Source organism: Azospirillum melinis (assembly GCF_013340935.1).
Taxonomy (GTDB): Bacteria; Pseudomonadota; Alphaproteobacteria; order Azospirillales; family Azospirillaceae; genus Azospirillum; species Azospirillum melinis.
The window spans coordinates 42,146-56,643 of the sequence record NZ_WHOS01000025.1 but is presented as its reverse complement, the minus strand read 5'-3'; the positions used below and the strand labels follow the sequence as shown (position 1 = coordinate 56,643).

Annotated in this window: 13 protein-coding genes; 7 read left to right on the top strand and 6 right to left on the bottom strand. The window is 68.6% G+C overall.

Annotation, left to right across the window (positions count from 1 at the left end; all coding sequences use genetic code 11):
- Window positions 1-28: 28 nt before the first annotated feature.
- Together GBZ48_RS19160 and GBZ48_RS19155 are read right to left on the bottom strand one after the other, a co-directional pair.
- Entirely contained in the window at window positions 29-1,147 is a 1,119-nt protein-coding gene (locus GBZ48_RS19160; RefSeq protein WP_174472456.1) for an aromatic ring-hydroxylating oxygenase subunit alpha, read from the bottom strand.
- A 77-nt stretch (window positions 1,148-1,224) separates the two neighbouring features.
- Entirely contained in the window at window positions 1,225-2,376 is a 1,152-nt protein-coding gene (locus GBZ48_RS19155; RefSeq protein ID WP_246307302.1) for a sialidase family protein, read from the bottom strand.
- 171 nt (window positions 2,377-2,547) lie between these two features.
- Between GBZ48_RS19155 and GBZ48_RS19150 the strand changes: the two genes are divergently transcribed.
- Window positions 2,548-3,537, top strand: a complete 990-nt coding sequence (locus GBZ48_RS19150; protein ID WP_174472454.1) for a phytanoyl-CoA dioxygenase family protein — start codon at window positions 2,548-2,550, stop codon at window positions 3,535-3,537.
- Between the two features lie 17 nt (window positions 3,538-3,554).
- Here GBZ48_RS19150 and GBZ48_RS19145 read toward each other — a convergent pair whose 3' ends face one another.
- Window positions 3,555-4,514, bottom strand: a complete 960-nt coding sequence (locus GBZ48_RS19145; protein ID WP_174472453.1) for a glycosyltransferase family A protein — start codon at window positions 4,512-4,514, stop codon at window positions 3,555-3,557.
- Window positions 4,515-4,527: 13 nt separating this feature from the next.
- Entirely contained in the window at window positions 4,528-6,861 is a 2,334-nt protein-coding gene (locus tag GBZ48_RS19140; RefSeq protein WP_174472452.1) for a glycosyltransferase, read from the bottom strand.
- A gap of 347 nt (window positions 6,862-7,208) precedes the next feature.
- Between GBZ48_RS19140 and GBZ48_RS19135 the strand changes: the two genes are divergently transcribed.
- The 6 genes from GBZ48_RS19135 to GBZ48_RS19110 all read left to right on the top strand — a co-directional run bounded on the left by GBZ48_RS19135 (window position 7,209) and on the right by GBZ48_RS19110 (window position 11,697).
- Window positions 7,209-7,799, top strand: coding sequence for an NUDIX hydrolase (locus tag GBZ48_RS19135; RefSeq protein ID WP_174472451.1), 591 nt, complete (start codon window positions 7,209-7,211; stop codon window positions 7,797-7,799).
- A gap of 58 nt (window positions 7,800-7,857) precedes the next feature.
- Window positions 7,858-8,520: a class I SAM-dependent methyltransferase gene (locus GBZ48_RS19130; protein WP_174472450.1), complete on the top strand. Its 663-nt coding sequence runs from the start codon at window positions 7,858-7,860 to the stop codon at window positions 8,518-8,520.
- Between the two features lie 38 nt (window positions 8,521-8,558).
- The gene (locus GBZ48_RS19125; RefSeq protein ID WP_246307301.1) at window positions 8,559-8,876 is read left to right on the top strand and encodes a hypothetical protein; all 318 of its coding nucleotides are present in this window, start codon (window positions 8,559-8,561) and stop codon (window positions 8,874-8,876) included.
- A gap of 136 nt (window positions 8,877-9,012) precedes the next feature.
- Window positions 9,013-10,941, top strand: coding sequence for a PhoX family protein (locus GBZ48_RS19120; RefSeq protein ID WP_174472449.1), 1,929 nt, complete (start codon window positions 9,013-9,015; stop codon window positions 10,939-10,941).
- Window positions 10,942-11,203: 262 nt separating this feature from the next.
- Window positions 11,204-11,428 carry a hypothetical protein gene (locus GBZ48_RS19115; RefSeq protein WP_174472448.1) on the top strand — a complete coding sequence of 75 codons (225 nt, stop codon included), beginning with the start codon at window positions 11,204-11,206 and terminating at the stop codon, window positions 11,426-11,428.
- Between the two features lie 59 nt (window positions 11,429-11,487).
- Window positions 11,488-11,697, top strand: coding sequence for a hypothetical protein (locus GBZ48_RS19110; RefSeq protein ID WP_174472447.1), 210 nt, complete (start codon window positions 11,488-11,490; stop codon window positions 11,695-11,697).
- Window positions 11,698-11,701: 4 nt separating this feature from the next.
- On the opposite strand, the gene GBZ48_RS19105 is transcribed toward GBZ48_RS19110, so the two are convergent.
- Together GBZ48_RS19105 and GBZ48_RS19100 are read right to left on the bottom strand one after the other, a co-directional pair.
- On the bottom strand, window positions 11,702-13,261 hold the full coding sequence (locus GBZ48_RS19105; RefSeq protein WP_174472446.1) for a glycosyltransferase: 1,560 nt from the start codon (window positions 13,259-13,261) through the stop codon (window positions 11,702-11,704).
- Window positions 13,258-14,475 (bottom strand): lysylphosphatidylglycerol synthase transmembrane domain-containing protein, encoded by a 1,218-nt coding sequence (locus tag GBZ48_RS19100; RefSeq protein WP_343049600.1) that lies wholly within the window; start codon window positions 14,473-14,475, stop codon window positions 13,258-13,260. Before GBZ48_RS19100 ends, GBZ48_RS19105 begins: the two co-directional genes overlap by 4 nt.
- Window positions 14,476-14,498 lie beyond the last annotated feature (23 nt).

Genomic DNA, 14,498 nt, shown 5'->3' with positions numbered 1-14,498 from the left:
AAAAGCGGGGCGGAGGCGGGAGACGGAGTCAGCCCATCATTCCCCGCCAAACCGTGTGGAACTGCTGGATGCGCTCCTCGTTCAGGCCGAGCACCGCCGGGCGGTCCGTCTGCCGGCAGCCCCGGAAGGCCAACTCCGACGCTTCCTGGTCCTCGCGCAGCAGGGCGACGTTGAGGTCGCGGGCGCCCTCCTCGATCAGGCGGCGGGCGGCGGGCCCCCCCCTGCCGGCATCGCCGTCCGGATCGGCCAGAAACAGGCGGAGGCCCAGCGCGCAGCGGTCGGGACCGAGCGGGTCGTAGGTCTGGACGCTCATCACCGCCCCCCGGGTGAAGCCGATCTCCAGGTTGGGGAAGATGTGCAGGTGGTCGTAGTCACGCAAGGCGGTGCTGGGGCGGAAGCCCAGCCGCTCCGACACGCCGTCCCACCAGCGGGCGCTCCTGTCCGACACCGAAGTGACGCCGCGGGAATGGGCGCCATCGTAATCGCAGCGCCAGTCGCCTTTCACCAGCTTGCGGAAGGTGGTGGGGTGGGTGAGGTCGGCGTGGTAGACCTCCAGCACGCTCTCCACCCCCATCTTCCAGTTGGCGGCCCACTCCATCGACCGCTCGTCGAAGGGGCGGACGAAGATCTCCGAGGCATGGCGCAGCACGTCGGCATAGCCGCCCAGCCAGTCATCGAGATCCGGCCCCTCCGCCGCCACCCGCAGGAAGACGAAACGCCCGCACACCCCGACCGCCACCGGGGTCAGGGCACGGCCGCAGCGGCCCTCCCGGTCGAGGCCGAAATTCGCCTCGTTGCCGGGGATGCCATAGGGCACGCCATCGCGGTCGAAGGTCCAGCCATGATAGCCGCAGCGCAGCATGCCGTTGCCGCGCGGCGCCCGGTGGATCATGGCGAAGCGGTGGGTGCAGACATTGCGGAAGCCCCGCAGCTCCCCGTCGAAATTCTGCACCAGCACGTCCAGCCCACCGATCCGCCGGGTCAGATAGTCGTTGGGCCGGGCGAGGTCGTCGGTGAAGCCGGCGAAGACCCAGGACCGGCGGAAGACCCGCTCCTCCTCCACCCGGAAGATCTCCGGGGCGTGGTAGGCGGCAGGGTCGATGCCGGGGACGGCCTTGGCGGCGGCGAAGGGGAGGGAGCTTTCCATGATGCAGGAAGGGTAGCCCGCGCCCCGCCGGCCGGTCCAGGGCACAGCGGGTCGCAGGCCGCACTCCCCCAGCCCTTTCACGGCCGGAACAGCGTCGCCTCGATCCCGCGCAGCCCCGTGGCGTCGCAGATGTAATAGGCGACCATGGCGCGGCCGTCCGGCAGCATGGCCGCCCAGGGATAACCCAGGTCCGGCGCCGGCCCGTCGTCGCGCAGCACCAGCTCCGTCCCCTCGTCCGGCTGCTGGCGGCGTGGGTCGTAGATGCGGGCGCGCACGCCGTAGGGCGCATGGCGGTAGCCGCCGACGAGCAGCAGCCGGCCGTCCGGCAGCGGGCAGGCGTCATAGGGATGGCCGACCACCGCATGGCGCCGCCACGGCTCCCAGCTGTGGCCCATGTCGGTGGAGCGCGAGGTCGCCAGATGGTCGTCCAGCCCGGTGGTGCGGTGGAAGGCGTACAGCACCCCGCCGGCGTCCAGATGCAGCGCCGTCTCGCAGAAGCCGGCCCTGGCCTCGGCATCGATGGCGATGATCGCCCGGTGCACCCAGCTTTCCCCCCGGTCGGTGGAGGCGAAGAGATGGCTGGCATAGGTCCCGGTGGAAGGGTGGTGGGTGTAGCCGGTCTGCAGGATCGTGCCGTCCGGCGCCTCCACCGCCCGGCCGCGCACCGCCCCGCCATGGAAGGGCCGCCGGCCCGGCACGATGTCGGGATGGCCGGGCAGCGGGGGCAAATCGCGGTGCGCGGTCCAGTTCCGCCCGCCATCGTCGCTGTACCGGCTGTAGCCGCCCCAGAAGATGTAGAGGTCGCCGGTCTTTTGCGGGTTGCCGGTCAGCCCGATTCCCAGCGCGCGCAGCGCTTCCCCCTGGGACGACGGCACCGGATACCAGCGGAAGCCGGTCAGCAGGATGCGGCCGTCGCGAAGGGTGAGCAGGCTGGCGTCCTGGTCGGCGGCCTGCGGGTCGGGGGGCAGGGCCGTTTCCTCCCCCAGCGGCTCCGCATCGGGGCCGAGCCGCAGCAGGACGGTCTGCGACCGCGAATCGAGATGGTCGACATGGTTGAACCCGGTCTCCCCCGCCCGGTATTCCGCCCCGCGCAGCCAGCGATGGTCGCGGGCCCGCCGGAAGGCCAGCAGGACCGCCCCCTGCTGCCCTGCTGCGGTCGGGGTCAGCGACGGGAAGGACGCATAGAAACGTGGGTCGCGGTACAGCACACGATGTTCGACACCGGCCATGGCCATCGGGTTCCCCTGCCTTCTTCAGTCCTCAAAAGACCGCAAGGCTTATAACCCGCGACGCCGTGCCTCGGCAGCAGAACGGCGCTGAAAACGGATACCCCTTGAAAGGCTGGCGCCCTTGTGGAGAGTCTTTGAAGGCGATTCCCCTTTTACGCGGTTCGGCATCCCATGACGTCCTCCTTTATCCCAGCCTCCGCCCCCGTCGGCAGCTTTCTGGACAATGTGCGGACGCGCATCGCCTCGCCACGGGGCTACTGGCGGAGGGCGAAGGCCGATCCGCGCCATGCCATCTACGACATCCTGCCCATCGTCACCGACCCGGTCCTGCGCGACCGCCTGGCTGGGCTGCTCGCGGCAAAGCGGCCGCGCACGCCCGGTTTCCATCCGTCGCTGGAGGCGCGGGACTGGTGCCGGACGCTGGAGAGGGACGGCATCACCCCGCTGCTGCCGCCCATCGACCCGGCCATCGCCGGGGATTTGCGCGCCTATTTCGAGAACATCCCCTGCCACGATCCCTTCCGCCCGCATATGGGCTGGTTCCGGCCCGACAGCCCGCCCAGCCCGGACTCCAATATGGGCTATCACGGCATCGACCAGATCCTGCAGGCACCCCATGTGCTGGCTCTCTTCAACGACCCGCAGGTGCTGGAGACGGCGGAGCTGTATCTCGGCTGCAAGCCGATCCTCGACAACATCGGCTGCTGGTGGTCCTGGGGCGGCGGAAGTTTCGGCGGGCGTGAGGCGGCCAAGGGCACCCAGCGCCACCACCGCGACCTGGACAGCCTGCGCGGCTTCAAAATCTTCTTTTACCTGACCGACGTAGACGAGGATGGCGGACCGCATATTTTCGTCAAGGGCAGCCACCGCAGCCGCCTGCTCTCCACCGGCCGCGCCCTGACCGACGCGCAGGTAGAGGCCGCCTTCGGTACAGCCGGAACGGTGACAATGACCGGCCCGGCCGGCAGCCGCTTCCTGGGCGACACCTATGGCGTCCACAAGGGCGCCCTGCCGCGGCGGGGCCGGCGCCTGCTGCTGTCCGGTCAGTACAACGTCAACCGCACCCCCCACGGCCCGACCGTTCCGCCGCTCGACCGCCGTTCTCCGGCCGTGCCGGGCGGGCTGGACCCCTTCGTAAACCGGATCTATGTGGCGGCCTGACGGGTTTCCGGATGGCCTCAACCCATGCTGGAACCCGACGCATATCCGAGCTGGTAATACAGCCGGATCATCGCCCTCAGGCTTTCTCCCTCCAGGCTCTCGACATCGAGATCGGCCAGCTTGGCCAAATTGACGTTGAAGTCCCAGCGCTGTTCGGAAAGCCCGTATCGCCGCTGCGTCAAGCGGTTGGAAACCCCTTGGTAGAACATCCGCCGCATCAGCCAGCGTCGGTTCAACCGGTCGGGATGGATGAGGTGGGACACCATGGCGGCCGGCACATAGTAGGTGGCGGCTCCGGCACTGCGCATCTCCATGAAGACGATGCCTTCGTTCGTCATCAACCCATCCCCCTTGCGGCCAAGGTCGGTGGGGAAGGCGCGCCCGGCCATCAGCCGCTTGCGGAAGGCGCAGTTCCCTTCACCGAACCATTCGGCCTCGCGCAGAAAGCGGGGCTCGCTGTCCCAGCCCCAACGGCATGAGAAAAAATGCATCATGTCGTCGGCCAACCAGTCCGGCCGGGCCAGGGCGCCGAAATCCGGCTCGACCTCGCCGGCAACGATGTCCACGGCATCGCCAAGTCGATGGAAGGGCTCCAGCAAGCGCTCCAGCCACCCGTCGCAGGCCCGCTCGTCATCATCGATGAAGGCGATCAGGGCTCCCACCGCTTCGAGCACGCCGCGATTGCGGGCGAAACTGACGCCTGGATTCCCCTCCATGACGTAGCGCAGCGGCACACCCCGCAAAGCGAAGGCGGCCTGCCGGCTCTCGACGACCGCCCGCCCGTCCTCCAGGGGGGAGTTGTCGATCACGAGGATCTCATGGGCCATTTCACGGGAGCTGCCTGGGGCAAAGCCCGCCCGCTGTCCGGCCAGGCTGTCCAGGCAGGCGGCGAGCAGTTCCGGACGCCGATGGGTGCAGAGGACGATGCTGGCGCCGATCTCCGGGCCGTCATTGCCGAGGCGTTGGGCGGTCGACATGCTACTCCACCTGTCAGTGTTCGGCGTGGACGATGCGCAGGTCCGGCAGACCCCAGGCGGTCACGCCCATATCCTTCGCCATCATCGCCAGCCCCTCCGTTTCGATGTAGCCGCGATGGCTGTAGGGCGGGAAACACAGGCCCTCCCGGTGCAGATCCGCCCGCACCAGCAGGGCGGTGCCGCCCACCCCGTCCAGCGGCACGATGTCCTCGCCGGCGAAGGAATCCAGATAGCGCCGGCCCGAGCCGCGCGGCGGCTGGAAGATGCCGTCGACCAGATGGCGCGGGTCCTCCTCGCCTGTCAGCCGGAAGCTGTTGAGGTCGAAGGTCCGCCCGTCGGGCAGGACGCAGCGGGGGACGACGATGTCGCGCCCGGCGGCAAGCAGCCGGGCCAGCAGCTCCGGCGGATAGTCGACCAGATCGGCGTCGAGCCACAGCACCCAATCCTCATCCTCCAGCGCGCCGGACAGCAGCCGGTTGCGCGACCGGGCCAGCAGTTCCCGCCGCCGCCGCTGGATTTCCGGCGCCCAGCGCGGTCCCCCGGGGTGGAATCCGTAATCGTGGCGCAGCAGCGTCACCCGGCTGTAGCGCTGACGCAGATCCGGCAGCCGGTCGGCCAGCCAGCCATGCGTGCCGTCGCGGCTGTCCCCTTCGAGGAAGCCCAGCGACAGGCGGGACGGATCGTGGTCGAGCCGGCCGAGCAGTTCCAGATAACGCGGCAGATGGGGAACGGCATCCTTCACCGGGGTCAGCACCAGCACCGTCTCCTGCCGCGCCGCGGCGGTGGCCGGAACGGGCGCGGCGACGCGGCGGTATGGCTCCACCGGCAGGCGCTTGGCCATCTCCTCCAGCACGGCGCGGCAGCGCTCGCCGCTGAAGCGGGCGGTGGCGGCCTGCCAGTGCTCCTCGAAATGCCGGGTGGTGAAGGTGTTGCCGCCATGGACGACGTAGGTGTAGAGCCGCGGCATGTCCATCCGCACGACCCGGGCGCTGCGGCGCAGCTGCTCGACCACCGGGGTGTCCTCGCCGCGGCGAAGGGCCGGATAGCGGGGCATCGACGCCCTTTCGCACAGAAGCGAGCCTTCCCAGTCCCGTTCGCAGGACACCGCCAGCCGGTCTTCGGCCGGCCACCAGATCATCCAGCGGCCGAGCAGACAGGCCTGGGCGCCGGCAGCCGCCAGCACCCGCTGCTGCATCTCCAGCCGGCTGGGGTCGTAGAGGTCGTCGTCGTCCCACTGGCAGACATAGAGCCCGGCCGCATGGTCGACCGCGATGTTGCGCAGTTCGCCCAGCGTGCGCACCCCGGGCTGGTCGCCGGGCTCCACCCGGACCAGGCGGACGTTCGGACAGCCCGCGGCACGGACCGCCCGCTCCAGCGGGTCGTCCTGCGGCAGAGCCGGGCCGTCGCAGACGATGACCAGCTCGCGGTTGGGGTAGGTCTGGCGCGCGAAGCCGTCGATGGCGAATTCCAGCAAGCCCGCCCGTCCCGCCATTTGCCCCCTGGTGACCATCAGGCAGGAGATCAGCGGCAAATCCTGCGCCTTCGCCACCGGGACACGGGCCTCTTCCGGCCGCCCGTCGGTCACCACCGCAGCGATCTGCCGCGGCAGGGCGGCACCCCGCCCGGCACCGTCCCGGAACCAGGTGCCTTCCCAGTAATGGACCGCGTAGGCCCGGCGCGTCACCCGCTCCCAGAAGACGGGATCGAACAGGCGGCCGCTCCAGCAGTCTTCCTTGGTTACGGGATAAAGCAACTCCGGCGGCAGCACCGTCACCGCGGCGCCGTTCGTTCCCTCATACTCCGCATGGGCGCGCGTCAGCAGGAAGGGGCCGGTGGCGTCCAGCACATCCGCGCAGTGCCGCGCCTCGACCAGCCGGTCCAGCAGATGGTCCCAGAAGGGATGGCCGGGCACCGATGCGAGGAAGGAGGGGCACAGGATGCGGGACAGGCCGCGCTCCACCGCCTTCGCCAGCCCGCCATGCTCCTCCGGCTCCAGCCCGACGACGAGGCTCCGCCCCTCCAGCAGCCCGTCGATCGGCTGCAGGCATTCGAAATCGAGGTCGGCATAGACCCCGCCGAAGCGGCGCAGGATCAGGTAGCGCGCCAGATCGATCCGCGCGATGGGATCGGCATAGCCCCGGAAGACCGGCAGCAGCGCCGGATGCTCCTCTGCGACGAAGCGCTCGATGTCGCCGTCGGTCCAGAACCGGTAGGAGAAGCCGGGATTGCGCGCGATCCAGCTGCGTTGCAGCGTTTGGAAGCCGGAGGGGATGTCGCCTGTCTTCCAGGTCTGGTGAATCAGGCGTGGGATCGGGCCTTGGAGCAGGGAACCGGACAAAATCTGCATCGAAGATGGTTGCACTCGTGCGGGAACCGATAAGCCTTTTTGCAGAAACGGCTCAATCAAAATGGAGGTTTAGAAAAAATCGGTCACATCTTGTTTCATTCGGCGCACGCGAAAGAAGAAATAGATTGAGCATCATATATAGAAAAGCGTAGTTATTGCCTCATCAGACGGCCATGATACTATGAATTTCTTTTCAGGGTTGCTTCCCATCCGCATGATCCGCCAATTGCAGGAACGGAACGGGTCGGCACCCTCCCCATGAAGAGAACTGGACCGGACGGATGGCTGCTGCTAGCCCATCGCCGGCAAGCCCTTCCGCCGCGACCAGCGAAAGCAAAAGACAGCCCATGCCCGGACATCGCCCCTATCGCCTGCATCGACCCTGGACCGTGCTGGGCAGCCGCGAACTGCTGGACGCCGATCCGTTCCTGAAGGTGCGGGTCGAGACGGTGGAGCTGCCGGACGGGCGGCGGATCGACGATTACTACCAGTTCGACCAGCCGTCCTTCGCCTGCATCTTCGCCGAGACGGCGGACGGGCGGATCGTCACCTATCGCCAGTACCGCCATGGCCCGCGCAAGGTCGGGCTGGTGTTTCCCGGCGGGCATCTGTCGCCCGGCGAGGATCCGCTGGCCGCCGCCAAACGCGAACTGATGGAGGAGACGGGGATGGAGGCGGAACGCTGGACCGACCTCGGCGCCTACATCGTCAACGCCAACCAGGGCGGGGCCTGGTCGCACATGTTCCACGCCACCGGCTGCCGCCGGGTCGCCGATCCGGTTTCCGACGATCTGGAGGACACCGAGATCCTGTTCCTGACCCGGACGGAGCTGCTGGAGGCCATCGGCCGCGGCGAGATGCACCTGCTGACCCAGATCGCGCTGGTCAGCATGGTCTGGCAGGCCGACATCGCCCGGGCGGTGTCCTCCCCCGGTTGACCGTCCCGCCAGCCGGCGCCTACAGTCCGGCACCACCACCGTCAGGAGTACGACCCCCATGTCCATGCCTTCCATGGAGGTTTTTCGGCACAATTACCATGAGCTGACGGATGTGGGCCGCGCCCTCTACATGGTGGCGGTCAAACCCAAGTGGGACGAGCGCCAGCAGTTCTTCTTCGAGGGTTGCCGCGACCTGCCGGGCCAGATGTACATGGCCGACCGCAGGGCCCTGTTCGAAGCGATCCTGAAGCGCCGGCCGCGCCAGTGCTTCGAGATCGGGACCTATCTGGGCGGCGGCAGCACCTATTTCCTGGCTTCGGCCTTCCGCCAGCTGGGTGCGGGACAGGTGGTGACGCTGGAGGCGGAGCAGAACAACTACGCGCTCGCCGCCGGCTACTACGCCCGCTACCTGCCGGAGCTGAACCCGCATGTGAAGTTCCTGCTGGGCGGCGATCCGGCGCTGTTCCTGCCCCACATCGACCCGGAGCAGGGGGTGGACAGCCTGTTCCTCGACGGCAGCAGCGATGGGGAGGAGACGTTCGGGCAGCTCCGCTTCTTCGAGCCCCATTGCCGGCCCGGCACGCTTCTGCTGGCCCATGACTGGGACACGGAAAAGCAGCGGCTGGTCCGCCCCTATCTGGAAAACTCCCCCGACTGGCAGCTCGACCAGTATATCGGCGAGCCGGACAGCATCGGCTACGCCGCCTATATCCGCCGCTGATCCCCTTTGCCGACGGCCTTCCCAAGAAGAACACCGCCATGCCCCGCCATCTTCCCCGCCGCATCGCCACCCTGGCCGTCCTCCTGTTGACCGGCACCGTCACGCCCCTGGTCGCAGCCCCGGCAGCAGCCGAGCCGATGAAGGGCCGCTACGAGCTGCGCTGCCAGGACCCGCAGACCCGGCAATGGACGGTCGCCGGCCAGGTGACCGACCCGGAGATCGCAGAACAACCCGCCCCCCAGCCGGCGGTAGGCGGAAAAGCCGGCGGACGCGTGGTGCGAGGCACCGGGGCGGACGGCAAGCCGGTGGCGCTGCCGATGCCGTCGGACCGCACCTGCATGCTCAGCGCCCGCTGACCGTCAAACTGTAACATCCCCGCGGTAGCTTCCCGACGCTCGCCAAGAACAAGGCTGCGCCGAACGGGCTCCCATGGTCCGGCGGCGCGCCGCATGCCAGCCGCTTGCCCTGATGAGGGTTCGGGAGACATCCGCCATGACCGATCTGTCCGTCCATCTGCCTGAAACGTCGCGCCGTTCGGTGCTCCGCGCCCTCGCCGGGCTGCCGCTGCTGCCGGTCGCCGGCATCGGTGCCGGCGAACTGCTGTTCGCCTCGGGCGCCGAGGCCGCCGCCGCCAAGGGCGCGCCGGTCGCCGTCGAGTTCGTCGGCATGGCCGCCCCGACCGCCGCCGCGGCGCAGGCGAAGACCACGGTCGAATCCAGCATGGTCGTGACCTGGGCCGACGGCTCCAAGCAGAGCTTCGCGCTCGGCTACCAGCCGCTGTTCATCACCGGCGATCAGGTTCCGGACGGCAAGGGCGGCACGATCCTGGCCGGCGGCTATGTCGACATCAACGGCAAGCCGATCATGGACGGCTCGCTGGCGACCCCGGCGCAGTTCTTCTCCGACTGCCCGGACGGCTGCAACCTGCTGAACCCGGTCCCCGGAGCCAAGGTGGCCGGCGTCACCGGCAACACTCTGTTCGCCGTCGTCCAATTCGAATACACCACCCGCGATTCCAAGGACGCCTCGATGTACGGCAAGCTGCCGTCGCCGATCGCCGTCCTGACGCTGGACCAGAACAAGGAGACCGGCGCGCTCAAGCTGGTGCAATACCACAATGTCGACACCAGCGGCGTGCACGGCCTGTGGATCACCTGCGGCGCCAGCCTGTCGCCCTGGAACACCCACCTGTCGAGCGAGGAGTACGAGCCGGACGCGGCGGCGCTCGACGACCAGTTCCGCGCCTACAGCAAGAACCTGTTCGGCGACGAGACCAAGGCCAACCCGTACCACTACGGCCACCTGCCGGAAGTGACGGTGAACGCCGACGGCACCGGCAGCATCAGGAAGCACTATTGCCTGGGCCGCATCTCGCACGAGCTGGTGCAGGTGATGCCGGACGAGCGCACCGTGCTGATGGGTGACGACGCCACCAACGGCGGCCTGTTCATGTTCATCGCCGACAAGGCCAAGGACCTGTCCGCCGGCACCCTCTATGCCGCCAAGATGGAGCAGGAGGCCGGCAAGGACCTCGACAAGGGCGGCGCCTTCGGCCTGAAGTGGGTCAAGCTGGGCCACGCCACCAGCGCCGAGATCGAGAAACTGGCCGACAGCCTGAAGGCCGCCGACATCGTCGAGGTGAAGAAGGAGGATCCGAAGGACCCGTCCTTCACCCTCATCCCCTTCAGCGGCAAGACCCAGTGGGTCAAGTTCAAGCCGGGCATGGAGAAGGCCGCCGCCTTCCTGGAGACCCACCGCTACGCCCCCACCGTCGGCGCCACGCTGGCGCTGACCAAGCTGGAAGGCGTCACCGTCAACGCCAAGGACAAGACCGCCTACATGGCGGTGTCTTACATGTACAAGTCGATGAGCGACGGCAAGAGCGGCATCAAGGTCGACGCCATCAACGCCGGCGCGGTCTATCAGCTGCCGATGAAGGGCGGTCAGACCGATCTGGCCGGTGCCGCCATCGACAGCGAGTGGGTGCCGGTGCATTTCAGCGCCGTCCCGGCCCTGGTCGGCCGTGACCTCGCCACTCCGGACGCCATCGGCAACACCGCCGACGCCGACCGCATCGCCAACCCGGACAACCTGAAATTCTCCGAGAAGCTGCGCACGCTGCTGATCGGCGAGGACAGCGGCGCCCACGTCAACAACTTCCTGTGGGCCTACAACGTCGACACCAAGCAGCTGTCGCGCCTGCTGTCCTGCCCGGCGGGCGCTGAGTCGACCGGCCTGCAGGCGGTCGACGACGTCAACGGCTTCTCCTACATCATGAGCAACTTCCAGCACCCCGGCGACTGGGAGAAGGGCCTGCACGACAAGGTCAAGGACAGCGTCGCCGGCCTGATCGACGACGCCTACCGCAACCGCCGCAGCGGCGGCGTCGGCTACATCCACGGGCTGCCGCAGGCGGTCTGAGAAACACGGCCCGACAGGGTCCCTCCGGGGGCTGGACGGACAGGGAAGAACGCGGCCGGACAACCGGCCGCGTTTTTTCATGCCCGCATCGAAAGAAGTAACACTACCGCCAAATCGTGCAGCGGCGTTTTTCTTGGAAGAGGTAATCACCAATCGACCTGGGACCAATCGGTGATCTTAACACCTCGTTAACTGGCGGAATGGCTCAATAAGCTCATCAGAACGGGCAAGAGCCTCCACCTCGAATACAGGGATCGCCACCATGTCCAAGATCGAATGCGCCGCCAGCATCTTCGCTTCTGCTTCCCTGCACTTGGATGTGGTCGATGAGTTCATCGCGATCACCCAGTCGAAGCTGGACGGCAGCAGCAGCGAATTCACCCGCGACAGCCTGACCGACCTGCTCGCCGGCCTGACCGAGCAGCGCGAGACCTACCGCTCCGTCCTGGCCGCCGCCGAACCCATCGTCACCGCGCTCGCCGCCTGATCCGGCCGCTCCGGTCCGCTCCTGCCGCCACCCTCTTCCTTCCGCGAAAGACCGCCATCATGACCGCCCCGATCGCTCAGGACGTCCTCGCCTCCGCCACCCTGCACCTGGACGTGCTGGAGGAGTTCATCGCCGTCGTCCGCCGCCGGCTGGCTTCGACCACCGACACTTTCGCCCGCGACAGCCTGACCGACCTGCTGCTGAACCTGACCGAACAGCGCGACGGCTATCAGGCCTTCCTGCCGCTCGCCGCCGCCGAACCGGTGTGAAGGCTCAGAAGGCCTTCAGCTTCTTCCAGGCGAACACCACCATGCGGGCGAGCAGCCAGCCGTGGGTGAAGCGGGAGATCTGGGTTTCGCCATAGCTGCGGTCGGCGTAGCGCACCGGCACCTCGACGATCTTCAGGTTCTGCTTGGCGGCACCGAAGATCAGGTCGAAATCGCCGAACGGGTCGAAATCGCCGAAGTAATGGCGGTTAGCCACGATGGTCTCGTAATCCTTGCGCCACAGCACCTTGGTGCCGCACAGCGTGTCGGTGAAACGCTGGTTCAGCAGGAAGGAGAAGATGCGCGCGAAGGCCCGGTTGGCCAGGAAGTTCAGGAAGCGCATCGCCTCCGGCGCCATCGGGTAGACCAGCCGCGTGCCGTTCACGAACTCGCCGCGCCCCGATACCATGGCCTGATAGAATTTCCCCATCGTCTCCGGCGGCACCGTCAGGTCGGCGTCGAGGATGATCAGGACGTCGCCGCGCGCCACATTGAAGCCGGCGCGCACCGCGTCGCCCTTGCCCTTGCCGGGCTGCTTCATGACCTTGATGTCCCAGTCGGGATAGGCGTCGCGGACGCGCAGGCATTCCTCGTAGGTGTTGTCCTGGCTGTTGCCCTCGACATAGATCACCTCGACGTCGGGAGCGAAGCGGGGCAGCCGGCGGATGGCGTTCTCGATGTTGCCGCGCTCGTTGCGGCAGGGGATCAGCACGGTGACCGAGGCCGGCTTGCCGTCGACCGTCACCGCCTCGACGGTGGGCTGCGGCCGGGCGACGACATAGTTGCGCACGCACAGCCGGCGGATGCCCGGCAGGGGGGCGATGTAGCGGTTGACCAGCGTGCCCAGACCGAACAGCCGCTTCGGGATCAGCTGGCGCCATTCGCGGCGCACCGGCTCCCAGCCGGCCAGATCCAGCAGGTTGACGATGTCGCTGGTCGACAGCCAGTTCTGCTTGCCCTGCGGCATGCGCATCCCGAGCTTCTCCGCCGCCCACAGGATCGGCTCCCAGACGCGCGAGTGGTAGCTGACGATGATGCGGGTCTTCGGATCGGCGACCCGGCGCAGCAGGCGCAGCGTCTCCTCGATGTCGTCCAGGAAGCCGATGGTGCCCGACAGCAGGATGTGGCTGAACGGCCCCCCAATGGCCGCTATGCTGTCGATGGTCGCCGGATCCTCGGCGTCGGCGGCGATCAGCTCCAGCTGCGGATGGCGGGCCTTGGCCTCGGCGATGGTCGCCGGGCTGAGGTCGATGCCGACGCCGCGCGCCGGCTTCAGCGCCGCCAGCGTGTCGCCGACGCCGCAGCCGATCTCCAGCACCGTCGCCCCTTCCGGAATCAGGAAGCGCAGATAGGCGCGGTCGGCGTCATGGAAGGCGCGGTTGCGCTCGGCCCAGCGGTCGCGCAGGGGAGCCATGGCGTCGAACAGCGAACGGATGCGCTGCTGGCGCGGGGAGAGGCCGCGCGTCCCGGCAGCGGTGTCCGGCGCGGCGTCCGGCATGGGGGCGCCATCCCCGGCGGCAGTCACGGTGACGGGCTGGGGAAGCGTCGAGGTCGGCTGGTCGGTCATCGCGAAAAATCCGTGGGAAAGGCCTCAGCCCCGCCGGGAGCGGTCTGAAGGGACGTCTGGTCAGCCGTCTGGGCCGATGTCTGGGCAGCGGTCTGGACGGCGGTCTCGTTGCGCAGCAGCAGCCAGAAGACGCCGCCGGGCAGCGACAGGACGGCAATCGACAGTCCGATCAGCAGCGAGACCAGAAGGGCCGCATCGGCATTGAAGCCGAGCAGCGCGAAACCGGCGACCATCGCGCCCTCGCGCACGCCCCAGCCGCCTAGCGAGACGGGCAATGCTGCGGCGACGATGGCGGCCGGCACGATGGCCAGCCCGTCGAGCCAGCCGACCGGCAGCCCGACGGAGCGGGCGAACAGGATGGTGGCGCCGATGGTGGCGAGGTGGACGCCGATGCTGTGGCCCAGCGCCGCCCAGGCGGCCGGGTTGCCGCCCATGGCGCGCAGCTGCGCCACGGCGGTCCACACCGTCCGCCCCAGCGCTCCGTCGCGCAGCCGCTTCGGAACGGGGAGCCGGTCGCGCGGGATGCGCCCGGCCAGCAGCAGAAGCCCCATGGCGACGGCCAGCACCAGCGCCCCGGCCAGCACGGTGGCGGCGACGGCGGGCGGCGCCACCGCGGCCAGATGCGGCAGCCCGACCAGCCCGATCAGCACCACCCCCAGCAGGGCCATCAGCCGGTCGACCAGCAGGGCCAGCATCACCGGACCGGCGGGATGGCCGAGCCGCCAGGTGAACCAGCCGCGCAGCAGGTCGGCCCCGACCGACCCCGGCAGGATCTGGCCGAGGAATCCGCTGGCCATCTGCAGGCGGAAGGCGGTCCAGCGGGTCAGCGAGAATCCGGCGGCGCGGCCGACCGACCGCCACCGCTGCGAGGCGAAGGGGAGGGTCAGCGCCTTCACGGCGAAACCGGCGGCGAACAGCAGGGGATCGGCGGCCGACAGGCGCGCGGCGATGCCGGACCAGTCGGCCCCGGCGGCGAGCGCTCCCAGCACCGCGACCGTCACCGCCAGCTTGACCAGCACCGGCCACCGCCGTCCGGCCGGCTTCCCCGGACTGGGCAGGCCTGGGCTGGGCTGGGCCGGACCGGGGGCAGGGCCGGAACCGGGCTTCGCCGATTGGGCGAAGGGGGTGTCGAGAAGAGCCTGGGCCATCATCCCCGCATGGAAATCCGGGTGCCGCGGGACAGCGGCGCCGAACGGGCCGTTGTAACGGCTCACGTCCGGCTTGTCACCCGGTCAGG

Bases quoted from the DNA above. Each gene is read 5' to 3' on its own strand.
- GBZ48_RS19160 (WP_174472456.1), bottom strand. From the start codon at position 1,147: ATGGAAAGCTCCCTCCCCTTCGCCGCCGCCAAGGCCGTCCCCGGCATC.
- GBZ48_RS19155 (WP_246307302.1), bottom strand. From the start codon at position 2,376: ATGGCCGGTGTCGAACATCGTGTGCTGTACCGCGACCCACGTTTCTAT.
- GBZ48_RS19150 (WP_174472454.1), top strand. From the start codon at position 2,548: ATGACGTCCTCCTTTATCCCAGCCTCCGCCCCCGTCGGCAGCTTTCTG.
- GBZ48_RS19145 (WP_174472453.1), bottom strand. From the start codon at position 4,514: ATGTCGACCGCCCAACGCCTCGGCAATGACGGCCCGGAGATCGGCGCC.
- GBZ48_RS19140 (WP_174472452.1), bottom strand. From the start codon at position 6,861: ATGCAGATTTTGTCCGGTTCCCTGCTCCAAGGCCCGATCCCACGCCTG.
- GBZ48_RS19135 (WP_174472451.1), top strand. From the start codon at position 7,209: ATGCCCGGACATCGCCCCTATCGCCTGCATCGACCCTGGACCGTGCTG.
- GBZ48_RS19130 (WP_174472450.1), top strand. From the start codon at position 7,858: ATGTCCATGCCTTCCATGGAGGTTTTTCGGCACAATTACCATGAGCTG.
- GBZ48_RS19125 (WP_246307301.1), top strand. From the start codon at position 8,559: ATGCCCCGCCATCTTCCCCGCCGCATCGCCACCCTGGCCGTCCTCCTG.
- GBZ48_RS19120 (WP_174472449.1), top strand. From the start codon at position 9,013: ATGACCGATCTGTCCGTCCATCTGCCTGAAACGTCGCGCCGTTCGGTG.
- GBZ48_RS19115 (WP_174472448.1), top strand. From the start codon at position 11,204: ATGTCCAAGATCGAATGCGCCGCCAGCATCTTCGCTTCTGCTTCCCTG.
- GBZ48_RS19110 (WP_174472447.1), top strand. From the start codon at position 11,488: ATGACCGCCCCGATCGCTCAGGACGTCCTCGCCTCCGCCACCCTGCAC.
- GBZ48_RS19105 (WP_174472446.1), bottom strand. From the start codon at position 13,261: ATGACCGACCAGCCGACCTCGACGCTTCCCCAGCCCGTCACCGTGACT.